The sequence below is a fragment of the Nonomuraea sp. NPDC050451 genome, from assembly GCF_044458585.1.
Map to the genome: position 1 here is coordinate 333383 of NZ_JBITHZ010000002.1, position 17991 is coordinate 351373.

The window sequence follows — 17991 nt, forward strand, 5'->3', positions numbered from 1 at the left end:
GCTAGCCACCATAAGGATTTTCCGGCCACGACGGGACACCGGGCGGCAGATCCTCGCTCACCCGCATCGGGAAGTCCGCGCGGCGCTTCTCCAGGAACGCCGTCACCCCCTCGACCGTGTCGGGCGCGCCGCCCAGCTCGGCCATGATGCGCGAGTCGGCCGCGTGCGCCTCCCACGGCGAGGTCGCCGACAGGCCCGACCACATCAGCCTGCGGATGGCGGCCACGGAGACGGCCGAGGTGTTGTCGGCGATCTCGCGGGCCAGCGCGTACGCCGCCGGCAGCAGCTCGTCCGGCGGATACACCCGCGAGACCAGCCGCCCTTCGAGCGCCTCGGAGGCGGGGAAGACCCGGCCGGTCGCGGCCCATTCCATGGCCTGGGCGATGCCGGCGATCCTGGGCAGGAACCAGCTCGACGCGGCCTCGGTGACGATGCCACGCCGCGCGAACACGAGCCCGAACCGCGCCGTCGCCGAGGCCAGCCGGACGTCCATGGGCAGCGTCATCGTCAGCCCGACGCCCACGGCGGGGCCGTTGATCGCGGCGATGACCGGCTTGAGCGAGCGGGCGATCCTGAGCGCGACCGTGCCGCCGCCGTCGCGCGGCACCCCGTCCACCAGCTCCCCGTGCGCGCCTTCCGCGCCGTGCGCGAAGGTGTCCCCGCCGCCGCTCAGGTCCGCCCCGGCGCAGAACGCGCGGCCCGCCCCCGTGACCACCACCGCGCGCACCCCGTCGTCGGTGTCGGCGCGGTCGAACGCCGCGATCAACTCCCTCCGCATCGTAAAGGTGAAGGCGTTCAGCCGCTCCGGGCGGTTCAATGTGACGGTGGCGATCTGGTCGGCGACTTCGTACTCGATCTCGGTGAAGTCTGTTCGGCTGCTGATGTTCATCCTCCGATAAAGACATATTTCGTATTAGGTGCGTAGGCTGCCGCCTCTGTAAGAGGCCTAAGGTTGTAATTCGGGGAAACGGGGAAGGCGTGCGGCAGGCAAAGGAACCCTCGAGCGCCGGAGCGGTCCTCGGATGGCTGGCGCTGGCGGCGCTGGCGCCCGGGGCCGCCCATCTTCGCGCCGGTTGGCGCAAGACCGGCCTCGCCCTGATCTCCTGCTACATCGTGGGCGTCCTGGCGCTGCTCGCGTTCGCGCTGACGACCGACAACCTGCTGGGCACGCTCGTCGCGCGGATGACGGCGATCATCGTGAGCGCCGCCGTGCTGGGCGTGACCTGGTTCGCCGTGATCGTGCACTCGTTCATCGTGCTGCGGCCGGGGCGGCTGCCACAAGGCGGTCAGATCGTCACCGGGACGCTGGCGGGGCTCCTCGCCGTCGCGGTGGTGCTCCCGTTCGGCGTGGTCACGCAGTACGTGTGGACCGCGCAGAGCACGATCAACGACATCTTCCAGGAGACTTCGTCCGACGCCCCGTCATCCGGCGCCGCCGCGGAGCGGCCGGAGGACCCGTGGGCGGGACGGCAGCGGGTCAACATCCTGCTGCTGGGCGGCGACGCCGACGACAACCGGATCGGCGTCCGCACCGACAGCATGAACCTGGCCAGCGTCGACGTGAAGACCGGCAACACCGTGCTGTTCAGCCTGCCGCGCAACCTGGAGAACGTGCGCTTCCGCCCCGGCACGCCGATGGCCCAGCACTTCCCCAACGGCTTCCGCCTGCCGCCCGACCCCGGCGGCGGGCGCAGCGACCTGCTCAACAGCGTCTGGGAGTACGCCGACGCGCACCCGGAGATCTTCGGCGGCAAGCAGCACCAGGGCCCCAGGGTGCTGATGGACACGATCGGCTACACGCTCGGCGTCAAGGTCGACTGGTACGCCCTGGTCAACATGTGGGGCTTCGCCCGGCTCATCGACGCCATCGGCGGCATCACGATCACCGTCGAGAAGGACGTGGTGTTCGGCAAGTACAACGAGGGCCTGGTCAAGGCCGGCACGCGCAAGCTCAAGGGCGCCGACGCCATGTGGTACGCCCGCTCGCGCACGTTCAGCGACGACTACACCCGGATGCGCCGCCAGCGCTGCGTGCTCGGCGCGCTGCTCACCCAGGCGGACCCGGCGACGGTGCTGATGCGGTTCAACCGGATCGCGCTGGCCACCAAGGAGCTGATCAGGACCGACATCCCGCGGGACCTGCTCAAGAACCTGGTGCCGCTGGCGCTGAAGGTCAAGAACGCCAAGGTGACGAGCGTGCAGTTCGTGCCGCCGCTGATCAACACCGGCTATCCCGACTGGGAGCGGATCCGCACCATCGCGGCGAAGGCGATGCGGGACTCGGGCGACACGAAGCCGCCCGTCGCCGCCACCGCCTCCGCCAGTCCTTCTCCCAAGAAGACGGCTGCCGCCAAGAGAGCCGGCCAGAACCCGGCGAAGGGCATCACGGACGGCTGCGACGGCTCGCTCTGAGCTCTCGCGGCCTACCCGCGGGCGACGATCCGGCCCACGGGGACCCCGCCGCCCAGCACGTCCACCTGCTCGAACGCCGCCGCCGTCGTGACGTCGCAGCCCATGCGCCGCAGGACCGCCAGGGCGACGGCCGTGGTGGCGCGCGGGCTGCCGTCGATGACCTTGACCGCCACCGAGTGGCCCGACTCCAGGGCCACCACCAGCACGCCCTCCGCGCCGCCCTTGGCCACGGCGCCGGGCAGCGCCCGCATCAGCTCGGTGTTCTGGTGCCCGGTCCCGCCCACGTACTCGGGGTGCGCGCGCATGGCGTCGGCGACCTGGCGGGGCGCGCTGCCCGGCGCGGCCAGCACCAGGCCCTGCACGGCCCGCGCCAGCCCGGTCAGCGACAGGCCGAACAGCGGCGCGCCGCAGCCGTCCACCGCCACGTGCGCGGCCTTCTCCCCCGCCAGCTCCTCGGTGACCGAACGGACCTGGAGCTGCAGGGGATGGCCGGCCGACAGGTAGCCGGGCACGTCCCAGCCGTTGGCCACGGCGGCGGCGAGCATGGCGGCGTGCTTGCCGGAGCAGTTCATGCGCTCGCGGGACGGGTCGGCGCTCTGCCTGATGAGCCCGTACATGGTGGGGCTGTCCTCCGGCCACGACGGCGGGCACGCCAGCGCGCCGAAGTCCAGGCCGTAGTCGTCGAGGATCTCGCGGACCAGCTCCACGTGGAAGTCCTCGCCCGTGTGGCTGCCCGCCGCGATGGCCAGCCGCGGCCCCGCCAGCGCCGCGCCTGCGGTGAGGCAGGCCAGCGCCTGGAACGGCTTGGCGGACGAGCGCGGCAGCACCGGCGCGTCCACCTGCCCGAGGGCCACCTCGGCGCGCCCGGACGGGTCCAGGCCGACGGCGCTGCCGTAATGGACGCTCTCCACGAATCCGGAGCGGATCACCTCGGCGAGCACGGCGTAGTCAGGCACTTACGGCCCTCCTTCTGGATTTGATGGACGTCACGGCCTGTCGGGCCTCCAACGTGCGGGCCAGCTTGGACAGGGATACGTTGACCGCCAGATAGACCAGCGCGACGACCAGGTACGTCTGGATGAGCAGACCGTTGTAGGCGGCCAGGACCTTGCCGCTGTAGAGCAGCTCGCCGTAGCTGACGACGAAGCCCAGCGAAGTGTCCTTGAGCAGGCCGACGGACTGGCTGACGATCGACGGCAGCACGCGGCGGGCCGCCTGGGGCAGCACGACGAGGCGCATGGTCTGGAGCTGCGTGAGGCCGACGGCCAGGCCCGCCTCGCTCTGGCCGCGTTCGATGGAGTTGATGCCGGCGCGGAAGATCTCGGCGAAGGCCGCGGCGTTCGACGCCGTCAGGGGCACGGCCAGCTTCCAGAACAGCGGCAGGTCCAGGCCGTAGCGCGGCAGCGCGAACAGCACCACGTACACCAGCAGCAGCGCCGGCACGACCCTGATGACCTCGACGTAGGCGGCGGCCGGGAGGCGGATCCACCTGCGGTGCGAGAGCCGCCCCAGGGCCAGGACCAGGCCGAACGCCATGGACAGCGCCGCCGACACGACGGCCGCCAGGAACGTGGACCACAGTCCCGTCAGAAGGTAGCGCCACATCGGCCAGGTCGCGTACGGCTGCCAGCGGGCGGCGTCGAGCTGCCCGTTCGCCGCGAACTGCCGCACGGCCAGGACGGCGAGCGCGACGGCGGCCAGGACGCCGAGCACGGTCGCGACGCGGATGCGCCTGCGCGCCTTGGGGCCGGGCTCGTCGAAGAGGACGGTCACCGCAGGATCACCAGCTTGCGTTCGAGTCGGCCGGTGACGAATCCCGCCGCCGCGGCGATCAGCGCGTACGCCAGGCCCGCGCCGACGAAGATCGGGATGGGCTGCGCCTCGACGAGGTTCACCCGGTTGGCGGCGGCCGTCAGGTCCACGACGCCGACGGCGGCGGCCAGGGCGGTGTTCATCGTGGTGGCGATGAAGATGTTGCCGAGCGGCTGGACGACCGTGCGCAGCGCCTGCGGCAGGACCACGTGCCTGAGCGACTGGCTGAACGTCAGCCCGATCGCCCGCGCCGCCTCGCCCTGCCCCTTGCCCACCGAGTTCACTCCGGAGCGCAGGGCCTCGCCGACGTACGCGGCCTCGTACACGGCGATGACCACGATGGCGGTGACCAGCGGCTCGGCCTTGATACCGATCTCCGGCAGGCCGAAGAAGGCCAGGACGAGCAGGACGAGGAGCGGCAGGTTCTGGAAGGACTCCACGTACGCCGTGCCGATGGCGCGCAGCACCCGCACCGGGCTGACCCGCAGGGCGCATACGAGCGCGCCCAGCACCGCCGCGCCCGCGAAGGACGCGGCGGTGAGCTGGAACGTCACGATCAGCCCCTGCCACAGCTCGGGCAGGTGATCGAGGAGAACGGACATCAGGACCCCGGCACGGAGCCGATCTGCGGCGGCTGGGGAGCGTCGCCGGTCACCACGGTGCCGATGGACTTCTTCCAGATCTCCTGCCAGACCCCGGTGTCCTGGGTCTTCTTCAGCCAGTCGTTGACGAACTTCTTGAACTGGTCGTCGCCGTGCTTGAGCCCGATCCCGTACGGGTCCACGGTGAACGGCTTGGTCACGATCTCGATCGACGGGTCCTTCTTGGCGTCCGCGATGAGGATCGTCTCATCCTGCACGTAGGCCACGCCCCGGTCCTGCTTGAGCGCCTGGACGCACTCCGGGTCGCTGCCGAAGGTGATGATCTCCGCCTGCGGCGCCAGCTTCTTGATCGCGGGGATGGCCGGGGTGTTCGCGCCCGCCAGGACCTTCTTGCCGTTCAGGTCCTCCGGCTTGGCGATGCCCGTCGTGCCCTTCTTCACCGCGATCGTCAGCCCCGAGGTGTAGTACGGGCCCGCGAACGCGACCTGCTTCGCCCGCTCCTCGGTGATCGTGTACGTCTGGAAGACGACGTCCACGGTCCCGTTGGCCAGCAGCGCCTCCCGAGTCTCCGACGCCGAGTTGACGATCTTCACCTTGGGCTCGCCCAGGATGTACTTGGCCAGCGCCTTGCCCATGTCCGCGTCGAACCCCTCGACCTCGCCGGTGGCGGGGTTCTGCTGGGAGAGCAGGGGCGCGTCCAGCGAGCCGCCCACGAGGAGCTCGCCGCGCTGTTTGATCTTCTCCATGGTGGAGCCGGGCAGGATGTCGGCCGCCGCCGCGACGGGCGCCTTGGCCAGGACGTCGCTGCCCTTCTCGGACGGCGCCCCTGGCACGGCGGGACTACTCGACTCACCACAGGCCGCCAGCCCTAACAGCGAGACGGCGACGACGGCGACAAACCTCTTCATGAACGGTCACTTCCTTCGATTTCGAAGATAGGCCGGACCGTAGTGGGAGATTTCGTAGCAAGTCAAGACGTTGTCGGTGGAAGTCTGGACATGGTAGGTATCTCACATGAAGCAGCGGCTGCCCGTGCAGGGGGCACAGGGCGACCTGCTGAGACTCGTCGCCACCGGCAAGGCCGAGTCCCGCGCCGACCTCGCGCGCTTATCGGGCCTGGCGGCGTCCAGCGTGTCGCTGCGCGTGGAGGAGCTCATCGACGCGGGCCTGCTGGCCGAGGAGGGCTCGGGCACCTCGCGCGGCGGCCGCCGCCCCCGCCGGCTGCGGCTCTCCCCCGGCGCCGGCGTGCTGGCCGTCGCCGATCTGGGCGCCCACCACGTACGCCTCGGCCTCCTGGACCTCAGCGGCACGCCGCTCGTGATCGAGGAACGCGGCTGCGAGATCACCGACGGCCCGCAGGTCACCCTCGACCGCATCGCGGACGCGTTCGACGAGATGCTGGCCGCCCACGTGCCCCCGTCGATCCCCCTGCGCGGGGTGGGCACCGGCATCCCGGGCCCGGTGGACCCGTCGAGCCTGCGCGTGGTGACGCCCTCGCGCATGCCCGGCTGGAACGAGTTCCCGGTCGCCGACCACCTGGCCGCCCGCTACGACCTGCCGATCCTCGTCGAGAACGACGCCAACCTGATGGCCGCGGGCGAGGCGCGCTGGTGGCCCGGCAGCCAGAACCTCATGATCGTCAAGGCCGGCACGGGCATAGGCTGCGGCGTCATCGTCAACGGTCATCTGCACCGGGGCAGGGGTGCGGCGGGCGACATCAGCCACGTGCGGGTGCGCTCGGACTCCTCGGTCGTGTGCGCCTGCGGGCATCCGGACTGCCTGGAGGCGTACGCGAGCGGCGCCGCCCTGATGGCGGCCCTGCGCGAGTCCGGCATCGAGGTGACCCGCACGGCGGACATCGTCACCCTGGTCAACGACGCCATCCCGGAGGCCACGAGCCTGGCCCGCACGGCGGGCCGCCGCATCGGCGAGGTCCTGACGGTGCTGGTGAACTTCTTCAACCCGGACGTGGTGGCGGTGGGCGGCAGCCTGTCGGCGGCGGAACCGCTGCTCACCTCGATCAGGGCGGCGGTGTGGGAACGCTGCCTGCCGCTGGCGACGCGCGACCTGGAGATAGCCCCGGCCCGGGGCGGCCGGGACGCGGCCCTGCTGGGCGCCGGCACCCTCCTGCTGGAGGCCGCCCTGGCTTGAGAAAACCGGTTGCCGCAGTCGGCGGGGCGATCTCGATCAGGCCGCCGCCGACCTCGCCGCGTTTGTGACCGCGCTGCGTCAGGTCGACCGGGCCGGTGCGCATCCGCGCGCCCGTGGCGCCCGCGGCGGGCCGCTCTCCGAGGGCGACGAGCATGTCCGCCGGTCGATCGCCCAGCTCGGCGACCGCGTCGACGGCGCCGCGGCCCTGCGCTCGTGGCAGGAGTCGCTCGACGCGCCCGCGTGGGACGGCCCGGAGGTCTGGGTGCACGGCGATCTGCTGCCGGGAAACCTGCTGGTCGTCGACGGCCGCCTGTCGGCGATCATCGACTTCGGCGGCCTCAACGTCGGCGACCCCGCCTGCGACCTCCAGCCCGCGTGGAACGTGTTCGCGGGCTCCAGCCGCCGGCGTTTCCGGGCCGAGCTCGGCGTCGACGACGCGTCGTGGCTGCGGGGCCGCGGCTGGGCGCTCTCCCAGGCGGTGACCGCGCTGGCGTACTACTGGGACACCAACCCGGGGATGATCCGCGGCCCTGATCGAGCGCCACGGCGGCTGACGTGCGGGTCGGTTACCACGACTTGGCCGTCCCGCCCGGCAGCCTGTACGGCTCGCCGCAGAAGTAGCGGTTGAGCGCGTCCACGGCGGACAGCAACATCTGCGCGACCGCCCGGTCGTTGCGCTGCACGTTGACCGACAGCGTCATCCGGCGTTCGCCCGTGGCGTCGGCGAAGCTGAAGGTCTGGTAGCCGGGGATCGAGCCGGTCGCGCCCCACGTCTCGCCGCAGGTGAGTCCCACCGACTCCAGCCCGAGCCCGTACCGGGGGAAGACCGGGGCCTGTGGCGTGGTGACGCCGGTGCGCATCTGCGTCAGCAGCTTGCGGCCGACGAGCCGGCCGCCGAAGAGCGCCTGGTAGAAGCGGTTCAGGTCGCGGGCGTCGGAGACCACTCCGTACGCGGCCCAGGCGAAGGACGGGTTCAGCCGGGTGATGGGCCGCAGCGAGCCCGGCAGGCCGGGGTCGGCGCCCGTGGGCAGGTGGTAGCCGGTGGCGTGCGGGCCGCGGATGCCGTCCCAGGTCGCGGGCAGGTAGGAGCGCGTCATCCCGGCCGGACGGAAGATCCTGCGGTCGAGCTCGGCGCTCAGCTCATGGCCCGTCACTTTCTCCACGAGGAGCCCGAGCAGGATGTAGCCGGTGTTGGAGTAGGAGAAGCGGCCCCGCTCGGGCCGGGGCAGCCGTTCGGCCTCGTCGATGAGCTGCCGCGGGGTGTAGGTCCGCTTGCCGTACTGCTCCGGGTCGGCGAACTCGGCGGCGCGGTCGTAGGTGGCCAGGCCGCCGGTGTGGTTCAGCAGCTCGCGCACGGTGATCCGGTCGCCGCCGTCGATCCAGCCGGGCAGGCGCTTGCCGATCGGCTCGTCCAGGCTCAGCCTACCCACCTGGACCAGTTGCAGGACGACCGCGGCGACCATGCTCTTGGTCACGCTGGCGACGCGGAAGCGCGCCTCGCGCGGCATCGGCTCGCGGGTGTCCAGGTCGGCGGTCCCGCTGGTGCCGATCCAGGTACCGTGGTCGTCGTCGATCCGGGCCAGCACGCCGGGGGCGCCGGCGGCCACGGTCGCATCGAGCGCCTGCCGCATTCCGGCGGGCTCTTCGCGCTGGGCCTGCCGTGATCCGGCGGGCTCCCGGAGCTGCGCCTGCGCGGCGGCCGGGACGGGTGACAACAGGCCGGCGACGGCGAGCGCGGCGACCGCCATGCGGGCGCCCTTCACTGGCGGCATGCTTCTTTCCTTCGGTGGGGGTCGTGGAAACGATCTCCATCCTGGCGACGCCGGCAGCCGTCCTCGTCCCCACTCGTGACGATCTTCGCGTGCGACCGCGGTCGCATCCCCCGTACTCTCCAGGCTGACCTCAGGCGGGACGGGGCGGGGTGATCGCCTTGGTCTCGTAGGTTCGCAGCACCAGCGACGTCGTGACGGGCCCGAAGCGGGCGATGCCGTCGACGATGGTCTCAAGGCGCCCGGCGCTGGAGGCGTGAACGTCGATCAGGAAGCAATCCTCACCGGTGAGCCGACGGACGTCGGTGACCTCGGGCAACCCCGCGAAGTGGTCGAGGCACGCGGAGATGCGGGCATGGGTGGTGCGCAGCCGGATCACCGCGTGGATGCTCAGGCCGAGGCGGGCGGGGTCGACCACGGCGCGGTAACCGGTGATGACACCCGACTGTTCCAGGCGCTTGATGCGCGCCGACACGGCCGGCTGCGAGAGGTTGACCCGTCGGCCGATCTCGGTGACACCGAGCCGACCCTCGGTCTGCAGGATGTCCAAGATCGCATGGTCGACCGAATCCAATGAAACCGTCGTCTCGCCCGTCATCGACCTTCCATCCATCAGCGGTAGGCGACTCTACTCGATCGTTCGCACATACTGACGCCCTGGACGCGGACAAAAGCCGCGAACGACGAAGGAATAACAAGCGATGCGCTATGTGATCATCCCTGGGATCAACGGCTCCGACGAGCACCATTGGCAGACCCTCTGGCAGGCGGAGTGGGGAGCCTGCGCCTCACGGATCTCCCCCTCCTCCTGGGACGAACCGGAGCTGGACGACTGGTGTCGAGCGATCGATCGGGCCGTCGACGAGCACCCATCGGCCGATGTGGTGCTCGTCGCCCACAGCCTGGGCTGCCTTGCCGCCGCCTGCTGGGTCGCCCGGCATCAGCCGGACATCCGCGGAGTGCTCCTGGTGGCCCCGCCGGACAACACCGGACCGAACTTCCCGGCCGAGGCGCCCACCTTCGCCACGGTGGACGCGACGCCTCTGCACGTGCCCGGCCTGGTCATTTCCAGCGACGACGACCCCTACTGCTCCGCGGAGGTCGCGCTGCGGCTGGCCGCTGACTGGGGGCTCCAGCATGTCGGCGTCGGCCTGGCGGGCCACATCAACTCCGCCAGCCGGCTGGGCCGATGGGATTCCGGGCACGCGCTGCTCACAGCCTTCACGGCCGGCACGCGTCGTCAGTTGGCCACCCAGCTTGAGGATCGCGCATGACCCACGTCGAAGATCTCCCGAGATACCGCGTTCTCACGGGCCCCGACGACGCTGCCTTCTGCTGGAGGGTCAGCGAGATGCTTGATCTCGGCTACGAGCTGCACGGCTCACCTTCGCTGACGTTCGACGGTGAGCGCGTCATCGTGGGCCAAGCACTCGTACGGAGGGACGCGCCCGTCACGCGGCCTTGATCATGGCGATGGCGATCGCGCTGCGGCCGGCATACGGAAGATGTCCGGGAAGGCCTGTCCTGCCGACAGCCGTTCGACGAGGGTTCGTACGCCCTCTTTCCCGCCGTTCGTCCCCGCCCAACGACTCACCTGGCAGGCGGCCTTGGCGTACAGCCGGGGATCCGCCGACGCCGCCCGCAGCCACTCCTCCAGCGTGGCCGGCAGCGGCTGACGGGAGTCGAGCAGGCACCGGTCGCCGGTCGGCGCTAGGTAGCGGGGATCGTCGCTGACCAGGACAGCCAGGCCCTCGTCGAACCACTGCGGGACTTCGGCACCGTCGAGACGCGCGTGAAGCTCGACGTGAGTCAGCTCATGCGAGGCGATCACGGGATCGACGCCGCGCGGGGACAGCATCACCGAACGGTTGAGCACCGCGATGCCGCGTTCGCCGCCGCCACCGATCCTGCGATAGCAGTCGTCGGACAGGCACACGAGGAGATCCGGAGAACTCTTCCGTCCTCCGAAGAAATCGCTCACCCGCTTGTTCGCCTGCTCGACGACCTCGCTCACCTGCCGGCGCTGAGCCTGCGGCAGGCCGGGTTCGGCGTACACGCCGGGCCGCAGCCGCTCCAGGCCGTAACAGCCGGGACAGGTGGTGGCCGCGACGGAGGGGAAGGCGATCGCCGTCACCACCACGGCGGCGGTGAGGAGGACCGCGATGACGGCGCCCGCGATCCACCAGCGTTTCCCTTTTCGACGCCTCATGAGCACATCGTCCCCCGGGGCGGCAGCCGGCGCTCGGTGACGTACTTGCTGACGTGGTCGATGACGCAGGGGTTGGCCATCGAGCCGAAGAGGTTGTGGCCGGGACCGTCGTGTTCGATCGTGCGGCTGCCGGGGATCTGCTCGACCGCTCGGCGGGTGGACGCGTAGTCCTGCCAGGTGCCCGCGCCCAGGAGCGGCGGCAGCGTACGGGGCATCGGCGCGGGCGGGTTGGTCACCCGGGTCGGCCAGCCGGCGCAGGTGAGTGGCAGGTGCCAGGCGAGGGGGAAAGCGGCGCCGGTGTCGGGCGCGATGGCGCGCAGCCGCTTGACCGTGCGCGCGACGTTCCGCTGGGTGGTCGGGCGTGGAAAGTCCAGGCATTCCTTGACTCCGCCGCCGGGCACACCCGGGTAGGGCTGTCGGCTCGACAGCGCGAAGCCTGACGCGTCGCCGGTCTCGGCCGCCGTGATGGCCGCGACAAGGTCGCCCCATCGGGTGGGGCCGGGCCGGAGCTTGAGGAACGCGAGCGACTGCAACTGCGTACCGTCGTAGCGGGCATCGGCTTTGGGGGCGGGGATCGGCTCGCGGTCCGCCTTGGCGACCAGCGCCCGCCAGCGTTTCTCCGTCCCGGCGGGCGCCCAGGCGAAGAACCGGTCCATGAAGCGTTCGTTGTCGCGGGCGATGGCGTCGAGTTCCCGGTCCCAGTCGCGCAGGCTGTGGTTGCCGATGCCGTCGACGTACATCGTGCGCACGCGCTGCGGGAACAGCCGGGCGTAGGACTGCGCGATCGTTCCGCCGTACGACAGGCCGAGGAAGTTCATCTTGTCCTCGCCGAGCGCCTTGCGGATGGCGTCGGCGTCGCGGGCGTCGGAGGCCGCGTCCATGTGGTCGAAGAGCTCAGGGTCGGTGGTGCGGCACTTGTCGCCCCTGGCCTTGTTCGCCGCGGCGAGCCGGTCGAGTTCGGCCTGGTCGGCGGGGAACGCCGGGGTGCGCACGAAGCCCCAGTCGCACTGGAGCACCGCGCCGCTGAGCCCCGGATACCCGCGCGGGTCCCAGGTCACGACGTCCATCGACGTACGGATTTTGTCGAAGATCTTGGTGCGTGAGCCCAGCGAGGCGATCTGGTACCCCTGGGGGCCGCCGAAGTTGACCAGCACGGATCCCTTCTTGGTGCCGGTGGCGGGCAGGCGGGCCACCTTCAGGGTGATCTTGCGGTCGCTCTTGGGCGACAGGGCGACGGGCAGGTCCGCACACTGAAGCTCCGGCGCGTCGGCGACAGGGCAGGAGCTCCACTGCAGGACCGGCTGCGGCGTCGCGGTGCTGACCGGCGTCGTGAGGACGGCAAGCGCCATGAGGGTCTTGAGCATGCGCAGAACGTTAGGAGCCGCGGGGGGTGGGGGTCTGCCCGCGAAAGTCATCGATGAGTGTTCACCAAAGTTGACAATGAGTGCCTGCGCGCCGAGGCGCATCCCGAAAATCTGAGTGCATCGGTAGAGGCTCGGATGCGATCCTCCAAACGTGGCATTCCAGATATCTCGCGTCACGTCGGCAGGGCGCCGAATCTCGCGGCCTCCGGGCTGACCCTGTGACGGGAATGAGGAGGCCGGTAGTCGTGAGCGATGCTGAGATGATCGAGTGCCTGTTGTCCCAACGCGTGACGGGGTATGAGCCGCTGTCCGGGTTCGCGGCCAACACGGTCGCCGCGGTGACCCTGAGGTCCGGTGTGCGCGCTGTCTTCAAGGCCGCCGCCGCACGCGAGGTCGAGGTGGAGCTGTGGGCCCTGCGGTCCATGTCGGAGAGGGGAGTTCCGGTCCCCGAGGTCATCGCCGGGGCTGCGGACGCGGAGATCCCGTACCTGGTGACGCGACTCGTCTCCGGCGAGCCGGGGATCGCGACGCCCAAGGCGGCGTCCGAGGTGGGACGGCTGCTGCGTGCCGTGCACTCTCTTCCCGTGGAGGGGGCGGCCTTTTTCAAGGAGGCGTCCGGCTCGCCACCATGCGCGGGCGAGAAAACATGGGCTGACCTGGTCGCGGGGCTCGCGGATCGGCTCGGCCCTGTCGCCGATGCCGGGATCCTGACCCCGACGTTCCATGCCCGATGCCGTGATCTTCTTCTGGACGGCACCCGGTGGGATCAGCCCTGCGTGTACGTGCACGGTGACCTCCATGCGCGGCATGTCCTGTCGGCCGGGTCCCGGATCGAGGGGATCATCGACTGGGCGGACTGCGGTGCGGCCGGCCCATGGCTGGACCTGGCCAGGATGGACTTCCGTGAGCCCGGCTTGCAGCGTGCGATGCTCGACGCGTACTTCCCCGCGGGCATTCCAGCCGACGCGCCGTCGCACCTGGCGAACCACCGGCTGCTCTACATGCTGCTGGCACTCGTGTGGGAGTACGAGTGCGGCGGGGACTGGCTGCACGAGCGCGTCCCCGGCATCGAATCGGCACTCGCCGAAACCTAGATGCGTCGGCGGGTTCCGGTGGTGGCTGCCCATACCGCGGCGGGGGTCAGGGGCATGTCGATGTGGTCGATGTCGAGGGCGTCGCAGACGGCGTTGACGATGGCCGGGGGGATGCCGATACAGCCGGCCTCCCCCGCGCCCTTGGCGCCCAAGGGGGTGTTGGGGTTGGGGGTGGCGGTCTCCAGGAGGGTGACCGGGGGCATGTCGGCGGCGGTGGGCAGGAGGTAGTCCAGGAGGGTCGAGGCGTGGGGCAGGCCGTTCTCGCCGATGACCGCCTGCTCGTAGAGGGCCTGGCCGAGGCCCTGGGCGATGGAGCCGTGGCCCTGGCCGGTGACGATCATGGGGTTGACGACCACCCCGTAGTCGTCCACGGCCACCAACTGGCGTACGTGGACGGTGCCCAGGTCAGGGTCCACCTCCACCACGGCGACGTGGGCGCCGTACGGGAAGGCCTGGGGTGGGGCGACGATCTCGTCGGCGCGCAGGGGGCCGGTGCGGGCGACCAGCTCGCCGATGGGCAGCCCGGGGAGAGGGCCGACCTCGACGTTGGGTGGCCCTGAGCAAGAGCCGGTCTCGGCGTTCAGCGCCGGGGCCTCCTCGGTGTCGCCCGGGAGGCCGGTGTGGGGGGCGCCGCCCACCACCAGGCGGCCCGCGGTGTACGAGACCTCCTCCTCCCCCACCCCCAGGAGCTCGGCGCAGCGGCGGCGGGCGGCCGCGACGAGGGCCTCGGCGGCGCGCCACAGGGCCGCGCCGCCCACCTGCATGGAGCGGCTGCCGAAGGTGGCGAAGCCGTAGGGCACCTCGCCGGTGTCGCCCTCGACGACGCGGACCCGGTCCACCTCCACGTCCAGGACCGAGGCCACCACCTGGGCGAACGCGGTGAAGTGGCCCTGACCGGTGGACGTCGATCCGACGCGGGCGATGAACGTCCCGTCCGGGCACGCCTCCACGCTCCCGAACTCGTCGCTGTCCGGCGGGCCCCCCGAGCGCTCGACGTACGTGGCGATCCCCACCCCGAGCGGCGGGCCGCCGTCCTCGCGGCGGCGGGCCTGCTCGGCGCGGATCTCGTCGTAGCCGACGGCGGCCAGGGCCCGGTCGAGGGCGGCGGCGTAGTCGCCCGAGTCGTAGGTGCGGCCGGTCGGCGTCAGGTAGGGGTACTGGTCGGGACGGATGAAGTTGCGGCGGCGCAGCTCGGCCGGGTCCAGGCCGAGCCGGCGGGCGAGCCGGTCCACGGTGCGTTCGAGGGCGTAGGCGGCCTCGGGGCGGCCGGCTCCGCGGTAGGAGGTGGTCGGGGCGGTGTTGGTGAGCACGCACCTGACGCGCGTGTGCACCCGGGGCGTGCGGTAGGCGCCGGTGCTCATCGCGCCGGTCATCATGGGGACGAAGGCGCCGAGGTGCGGGTACGCGCCGATGTCGGCGTCGACCAGCAGTTCGTACGCGAGGAAGGTGCCGTCCTCGCCGGCCGCCAGCCGTACGCGCTGGTGCTGGCCGCGGCCGCGCGGGCCCGCCAGCATGGCCTCGGCGCGGTCCTCGCACCAGCGCACCGGGCGGCCGAGGTGGACGGCGAGCAGGGCGGCGACCAGATACTCCGGGTAGGTCTGGCTCTTGGCGCCGAACGCCCCGCCGGTGGCCGGGACGATCACCCGGATCCGTTCCCTGTCCAGGCCGAGCGCCGCGGCGAGCGCGTCGCGCAGCCGATGCTGGGCCTGGTGGGAGACCCACACGGTGAGGCGGTGGTCGGGTCCCGGGTCCACCAGGATCGCCCGTGGCTCCAGGGACGTCGGGAGCAGGAGCTGCTCGCGGTAGGCGGCCTCGACGACGACCGGGGCGGCGGCGAACACGTCGTCGGCCGGTCGGCCGAAGGTGCGTTCGGCGGCCAGGTTGTCGCGGTCGTCGAAAAGGCGAGGCGCTTCCGCCGCCAAAGGGTCGCCGTAGAGGCGGAACGTTCCCGCCGTCGAGGAGTCGCCGGGCGTTCCCGGCGCCAAGGGGGCGCCGGACGTGCGCGGCTCGTCGGTGCGGGTGTGGGGCAGCGGTTCGAGGTTCAGGCGGACGGCCTCGGCGCCGTCCTCGGCGTGGGCGCGCGTGCCGGCCGCGACGACGGCGAGCGCCTCGCCCGGGTAGCGGACGCGGCCCGTGGCGAGCAGCGGCCACGGCGGCGTGCCCTCCTCGCCGGGCACCGTACGGGCGGCCAGGTACGGCAGGTCGGCGGCCGACCACGCGCCCGCCACCCCCTCCTCCTTGAGAGCGGCGGCGACGTCGACCCCGCGGACCACCGCGTGCGGCACCGGACTGCGGGTGAACGCGAGCTCCAGCGTGCCCGGGATCTCCAGATCGGCGACCCGGCGCGCCCGCCCGGTGACCAGGTCGCGATCCTCACGCCGCGCGAGCGGCATCCCGATGTACCGCAATGTTTGGACACCCCCGCTTTCGGTACCAACGTCGATATCGGATTCCCGGGATGGGGGACATGAAACCGGCACAATTCGACTACGTCGCTCCTGCCTCCGTACCCGAGGCGGTGGCCGTGCTGGCCGAGCGCGGGCCGGAGAGCCGCGTGCTGGCCGGCGGCCAGAGCCTGCTCATCGAGCTGCGCTACCGGACCACGCGCCCGGCCCTGGTGGTGGACGTCAACCGCATCCCCGGGCTCTCGAAGGTCGCGGTCGAGGACGGCTCCGTCCACGTCGGCGCGCTGGTCCGGCATGCCCAGCTGGAGCGGGCCCGGTTCGAGGACCCGCTGGCCGAGGTGTTCCGCCAGGTGGCGCCGTACGTCGGCCACCCGCCCATCCGCGCCCGCGGCACCTTCGCGGGCAGCCTGGCCTGGGCGCATCCGGCGTCGGAGTGGTGCGCGCTGGCCATGGCCCTGGACGCCGGGATCGAGGTGGACGGCCCCGCGGGGCCGCGTACGGTGCCCGCCGGATCATGGTTCCGCGGCGCGTTCGAGACCGCCTGCCTGCCGGAGGAACTCGTCACCGGCGTCCGGCTGCCGCGCCCGCCGGCCGGGGCCGTCTCGGCCTTCGCCGAGCACCGCCGCACGCACAGCGGCTTCGCCCTGGCCGCCGCCCTGGTGATGCTGCGCCTGGCCGCGGGCCGCGTCGAGTGGGTCCGCATCGGGCTCGCGAACGCGGCGGACGTCCCCCTCCGCGCCGTAGGGGCCGAGCGCCTGATGACGGGCGAGCAGCCGGGGCCGGAGCTGTTCGCGGAGGCCGGCGCGCGGGCCGCCGCCGAGGCGGACCCGCCCGAAGGGCCGCACGCGCCCGCCGCCTACCTCAGGCACGCGCTGTCCACGCTCGTACGGCGCTGCCTCGCCCGCGCCGCCCACCACGCGGGGACCGCATGAACGTGCAGCTCACCGTCAACGGCCGGACCCACCGGATCGACGTGGAGCCGCGGACCAGCCTGGCCGACGCGCTGCGCGACCGGCTGGGCCTCACCGGGACCACCTTGGGGTGCGAGCACGGGGTGTGCGGCTCGTGCACCGTACTGGTGGACGGCACGGCCATCCGCTCCTGCCTGGCCCTGGCCGTCCAGGCGGAGGGCGCCGACATCCGCACCGTCGAGGGGCTGGCCGACGGCGACGAGCTGCACCCGTTGCAGGAGGCGTTCGCGGCCGAGCACGCGGTGCAGTGCGGGTTCTGCACCCCGGGCTTCCTCATGCTGCTCGCCGGCGCGCTGGCCGAGGAGCCGGAGCTGGACCGGGACGAGCGGCGGCTCGACGCGGTGCTGGCCTCCAACCTGTGCCGCTGCACGGGGTACGCGGGCATCCGCCGCGCCGCCGCCCGCGCGGCCGAACGTATGCGTGCGAACGGCGGCTGAAGCGGTTCAGAGGACCCTGAGAACGTCCTGTCAGGGTCCCATCTGGAGGAAACGGTCGCGCGCGGCGGCGAGGTGGGCCCGCATGGCCTCGGAGGCGGCCTCCGCGCTGCCCGCCACGACGGCCTCGGCGATGCGGGCGTGCTCGGCCAGCGTGGGGTCGCCGTCGCGCCGGCCCGCGTACTCGATGCGGAACAGGTGCAGGTGGCAGTGGGTACGCCGGAGCGAGTCCCGCAACGCCTCGCTTCCCGAGAGCTCGGCGATCAGGTCGTGGAAGCGGGCGTCGTGGTCGGCCAGGCCGTGGTAGTCCTCGTACCTGGTGCCCTGGGGCGCCTTCGGGACGCTGGCCAGCTCGGCCCGCACGCGCTCCCCCGTCTCGGCCGTCACCAGCTCGGCCGCGCGCCCGGCCGCCCACGGCTCCAGGAGCAGCCTGAGCTGGTAGAGGTCGGCGATCTGTTCGGGCGTGAGCAGGGACGCCACGGAATAGCCGCGCAGCGCCTCCTTGGTCAGCAGCCCTTCGGACTCCAGCGCGGACAGCACCTCGCGCACCGGCGTCTGGGAGACCTCGAGCAGCCGGGCGATGGCGTAGATGTTGACGCGGGCGCCGGGCTCCAGGTCGCCGTTCATGATCAGGCCCTTGACGCGCTCGTGGACGTCCTCGGTGAGAACGCTCCGCCGGGCGGCCGGCACGCGCCCCATCAACCTCTTTTCGATCTCACTGGCCAACCTTCACGCTCCGGTACGAGTTTTTGACAGCCCTTGACGGGC

Annotated in this window: 18 protein-coding genes and 1 pseudogene; 8 read left to right on the forward strand and 11 right to left on the reverse strand. The window is 71.8% G+C overall.

What is annotated here, in order from left to right:
• Position 1 precedes the first annotated feature (1 nt).
• Entirely contained in the window at positions 2-889 is an 888-nt protein-coding gene (locus ACIBI9_RS07530) for a crotonase/enoyl-CoA hydratase family protein (RefSeq protein WP_397221115.1), read from the reverse strand.
• A gap of 89 nt (positions 890-978) precedes the next feature.
• Here ACIBI9_RS07530 and ACIBI9_RS07535 point away from each other — a divergent pair, with 89 nt between their 5' ends.
• The gene (locus ACIBI9_RS07535; RefSeq protein WP_397221116.1) at positions 979-2412 is read left to right on the forward strand and encodes an LCP family protein; all 1434 of its coding nucleotides are present in this window, start codon (positions 979-981) and stop codon (positions 2410-2412) included.
• Positions 2413-2423: 11 nt separating this feature from the next.
• Here ACIBI9_RS07535 and ACIBI9_RS07540 read toward each other — a convergent pair whose 3' ends face one another.
• Genes ACIBI9_RS07540 through ACIBI9_RS07555 form a run of 4 tightly spaced genes read right to left on the reverse strand, consistent with a single transcriptional unit; the run spans position 2424 to position 5734 of the window.
• On the reverse strand, positions 2424-3368 hold the full coding sequence (locus ACIBI9_RS07540; protein WP_397221117.1) for an asparaginase: 945 nt from the start codon (positions 3366-3368) through the stop codon (positions 2424-2426).
• Complete coding sequence (locus tag ACIBI9_RS07545; protein WP_397221118.1) at positions 3361-4185, reverse strand: amino acid ABC transporter permease; 825 nt, start codon at positions 4183-4185, stop codon at positions 3361-3363. Before ACIBI9_RS07545 ends, ACIBI9_RS07540 begins: the two co-directional genes overlap by 8 nt.
• Positions 4182-4826, reverse strand: coding sequence for an amino acid ABC transporter permease (locus ACIBI9_RS07550; protein WP_397221119.1), 645 nt, complete (start codon positions 4824-4826; stop codon positions 4182-4184). The genes ACIBI9_RS07545 and ACIBI9_RS07550 overlap by 4 nt, the downstream gene beginning before the upstream one ends.
• Complete coding sequence (locus ACIBI9_RS07555) at positions 4826-5734, reverse strand: glutamate ABC transporter substrate-binding protein (RefSeq protein WP_364830572.1); 909 nt, start codon at positions 5732-5734, stop codon at positions 4826-4828. Before ACIBI9_RS07555 ends, ACIBI9_RS07550 begins: the two co-directional genes overlap by 1 nt.
• 106 nt (positions 5735-5840) lie before the next feature.
• Between ACIBI9_RS07555 and ACIBI9_RS07560 the strand changes: the two genes are divergently transcribed.
• Both ACIBI9_RS07560 and ACIBI9_RS07565 read left to right on the forward strand, forming a co-directional pair.
• Complete coding sequence (locus ACIBI9_RS07560; RefSeq protein WP_397221120.1) at positions 5841-6977, forward strand: ROK family transcriptional regulator; 1137 nt, start codon at positions 5841-5843, stop codon at positions 6975-6977.
• A 37-nt stretch (positions 6978-7014) separates the two neighbouring features.
• Positions 7015-7605: pseudogene (locus ACIBI9_RS07565) on the forward strand (phosphotransferase); the annotation flags it as partial.
• Here the strand turns inward: ACIBI9_RS07565 and ACIBI9_RS07570 are convergent.
• Together ACIBI9_RS07570 and ACIBI9_RS07575 are read right to left on the reverse strand one after the other, a co-directional pair.
• On the reverse strand, positions 7544-8749 hold the full coding sequence (locus ACIBI9_RS07570) for a serine hydrolase domain-containing protein (RefSeq protein WP_397221121.1): 1206 nt from the start codon (positions 8747-8749) through the stop codon (positions 7544-7546). The pseudogene ACIBI9_RS07565 and the gene ACIBI9_RS07570 overlap by 62 nt on opposite strands.
• 130 nt (positions 8750-8879) lie before the next feature.
• On the reverse strand, positions 8880-9344 hold the full coding sequence (locus ACIBI9_RS07575; RefSeq protein ID WP_397221122.1) for an Lrp/AsnC family transcriptional regulator: 465 nt from the start codon (positions 9342-9344) through the stop codon (positions 8880-8882).
• Between the two features lie 103 nt (positions 9345-9447).
• Between ACIBI9_RS07575 and ACIBI9_RS07580 the strand changes: the two genes are divergently transcribed.
• Positions 9448-10020, forward strand: a complete 573-nt coding sequence (locus ACIBI9_RS07580) for an RBBP9/YdeN family alpha/beta hydrolase (protein ID WP_397221123.1) — start codon at positions 9448-9450, stop codon at positions 10018-10020.
• Complete coding sequence (locus tag ACIBI9_RS07585; RefSeq protein WP_397221124.1) at positions 10017-10211, forward strand: DUF1737 domain-containing protein; 195 nt, start codon at positions 10017-10019, stop codon at positions 10209-10211. The genes ACIBI9_RS07580 and ACIBI9_RS07585 overlap by 4 nt, the downstream gene beginning before the upstream one ends.
• On the opposite strand, the gene ACIBI9_RS07590 is transcribed toward ACIBI9_RS07585, so the two are convergent.
• Both ACIBI9_RS07590 and ACIBI9_RS07595 read right to left on the reverse strand, forming a co-directional pair.
• On the reverse strand, positions 10212-10955 hold the full coding sequence (locus tag ACIBI9_RS07590) for a hypothetical protein (protein WP_397221125.1): 744 nt from the start codon (positions 10953-10955) through the stop codon (positions 10212-10214).
• Positions 10952-12319 carry an alpha/beta fold hydrolase gene (locus tag ACIBI9_RS07595; RefSeq protein WP_397221126.1) on the reverse strand — a complete coding sequence of 456 codons (1368 nt, stop codon included), beginning with the start codon at positions 12317-12319 and terminating at the stop codon, positions 10952-10954. Before ACIBI9_RS07595 ends, ACIBI9_RS07590 begins: the two co-directional genes overlap by 4 nt.
• Positions 12320-12564: 245 nt before the next feature.
• Between ACIBI9_RS07595 and ACIBI9_RS07600 the strand changes: the two genes are divergently transcribed.
• Complete coding sequence (locus ACIBI9_RS07600) at positions 12565-13413, forward strand: phosphotransferase family protein (protein ID WP_397221127.1); 849 nt, start codon at positions 12565-12567, stop codon at positions 13411-13413.
• On the opposite strand, the gene ACIBI9_RS07605 is transcribed toward ACIBI9_RS07600, so the two are convergent.
• On the reverse strand, positions 13410-15821 hold the full coding sequence (locus ACIBI9_RS07605) for a xanthine dehydrogenase family protein molybdopterin-binding subunit (protein WP_397221129.1): 2412 nt from the start codon (positions 15819-15821) through the stop codon (positions 13410-13412). The two genes, ACIBI9_RS07600 and ACIBI9_RS07605, sit on opposite strands and share 4 nt — an antisense overlap.
• Positions 15822-15880: 59 nt before the next feature.
• On the opposite strand from ACIBI9_RS07605, the gene ACIBI9_RS07610 reads away from it, so the two are divergent.
• Positions 15881-16750, forward strand: coding sequence for an FAD binding domain-containing protein (locus ACIBI9_RS07610; RefSeq protein WP_397221130.1), 870 nt, complete (start codon positions 15881-15883; stop codon positions 16748-16750).
• Entirely contained in the window at positions 16747-17226 is a 480-nt protein-coding gene (locus ACIBI9_RS07615; RefSeq protein WP_397221131.1) for a (2Fe-2S)-binding protein, read from the forward strand. The genes ACIBI9_RS07610 and ACIBI9_RS07615 overlap by 4 nt, the downstream gene beginning before the upstream one ends.
• Positions 17227-17256: 30 nt before the next feature.
• Here ACIBI9_RS07615 and ACIBI9_RS07620 read toward each other — a convergent pair whose 3' ends face one another.
• Positions 17257-17922: a GntR family transcriptional regulator gene (locus ACIBI9_RS07620; protein WP_397221132.1), complete on the reverse strand. Its 666-nt coding sequence runs from the start codon at positions 17920-17922 to the stop codon at positions 17257-17259.
• Positions 17923-17991 lie beyond the last annotated feature (69 nt).

Coding starts and splice junctions, on each gene's coding strand:
- ACIBI9_RS07530 (WP_397221115.1), bottom strand. CDS start 889: ATGAACATCAGCAGCCGAACAGACTTCACCGAGATCGAGTACGAAGTC.
- ACIBI9_RS07550 (WP_397221119.1), bottom strand. CDS start 4,826: ATGTCCGTTCTCCTCGATCACCTGCCCGAGCTGTGGCAGGGGCTGATC.
- ACIBI9_RS07555 (WP_364830572.1), bottom strand. CDS start 5,734: ATGAAGAGGTTTGTCGCCGTCGTCGCCGTCTCGCTGTTAGGGCTGGCG.
- ACIBI9_RS07560 (WP_397221120.1), top strand. CDS start 5,841: ATGAAGCAGCGGCTGCCCGTGCAGGGGGCACAGGGCGACCTGCTGAGA.
- ACIBI9_RS07570 (WP_397221121.1), bottom strand. CDS start 8,749: ATGCCGCCAGTGAAGGGCGCCCGCATGGCGGTCGCCGCGCTCGCCGTC.
- ACIBI9_RS07575 (WP_397221122.1), bottom strand. CDS start 9,344: ATGACGGGCGAGACGACGGTTTCATTGGATTCGGTCGACCATGCGATC.
- ACIBI9_RS07580 (WP_397221123.1), top strand. CDS start 9,448: ATGCGCTATGTGATCATCCCTGGGATCAACGGCTCCGACGAGCACCAT.
- ACIBI9_RS07585 (WP_397221124.1), top strand. CDS start 10,017: ATGACCCACGTCGAAGATCTCCCGAGATACCGCGTTCTCACGGGCCCC.
- ACIBI9_RS07590 (WP_397221125.1), bottom strand. CDS start 10,955: ATGAGGCGTCGAAAAGGGAAACGCTGGTGGATCGCGGGCGCCGTCATC.
- ACIBI9_RS07595 (WP_397221126.1), bottom strand. CDS start 12,319: ATGCTCAAGACCCTCATGGCGCTTGCCGTCCTCACGACGCCGGTCAGC.
- ACIBI9_RS07610 (WP_397221130.1), top strand. CDS start 15,881: ATGAAACCGGCACAATTCGACTACGTCGCTCCTGCCTCCGTACCCGAG.
- ACIBI9_RS07615 (WP_397221131.1), top strand. CDS start 16,747: ATGAACGTGCAGCTCACCGTCAACGGCCGGACCCACCGGATCGACGTG.
- ACIBI9_RS07620 (WP_397221132.1), bottom strand. CDS start 17,922: ATGGGGCGCGTGCCGGCCGCCCGGCGGAGCGTTCTCACCGAGGACGTC.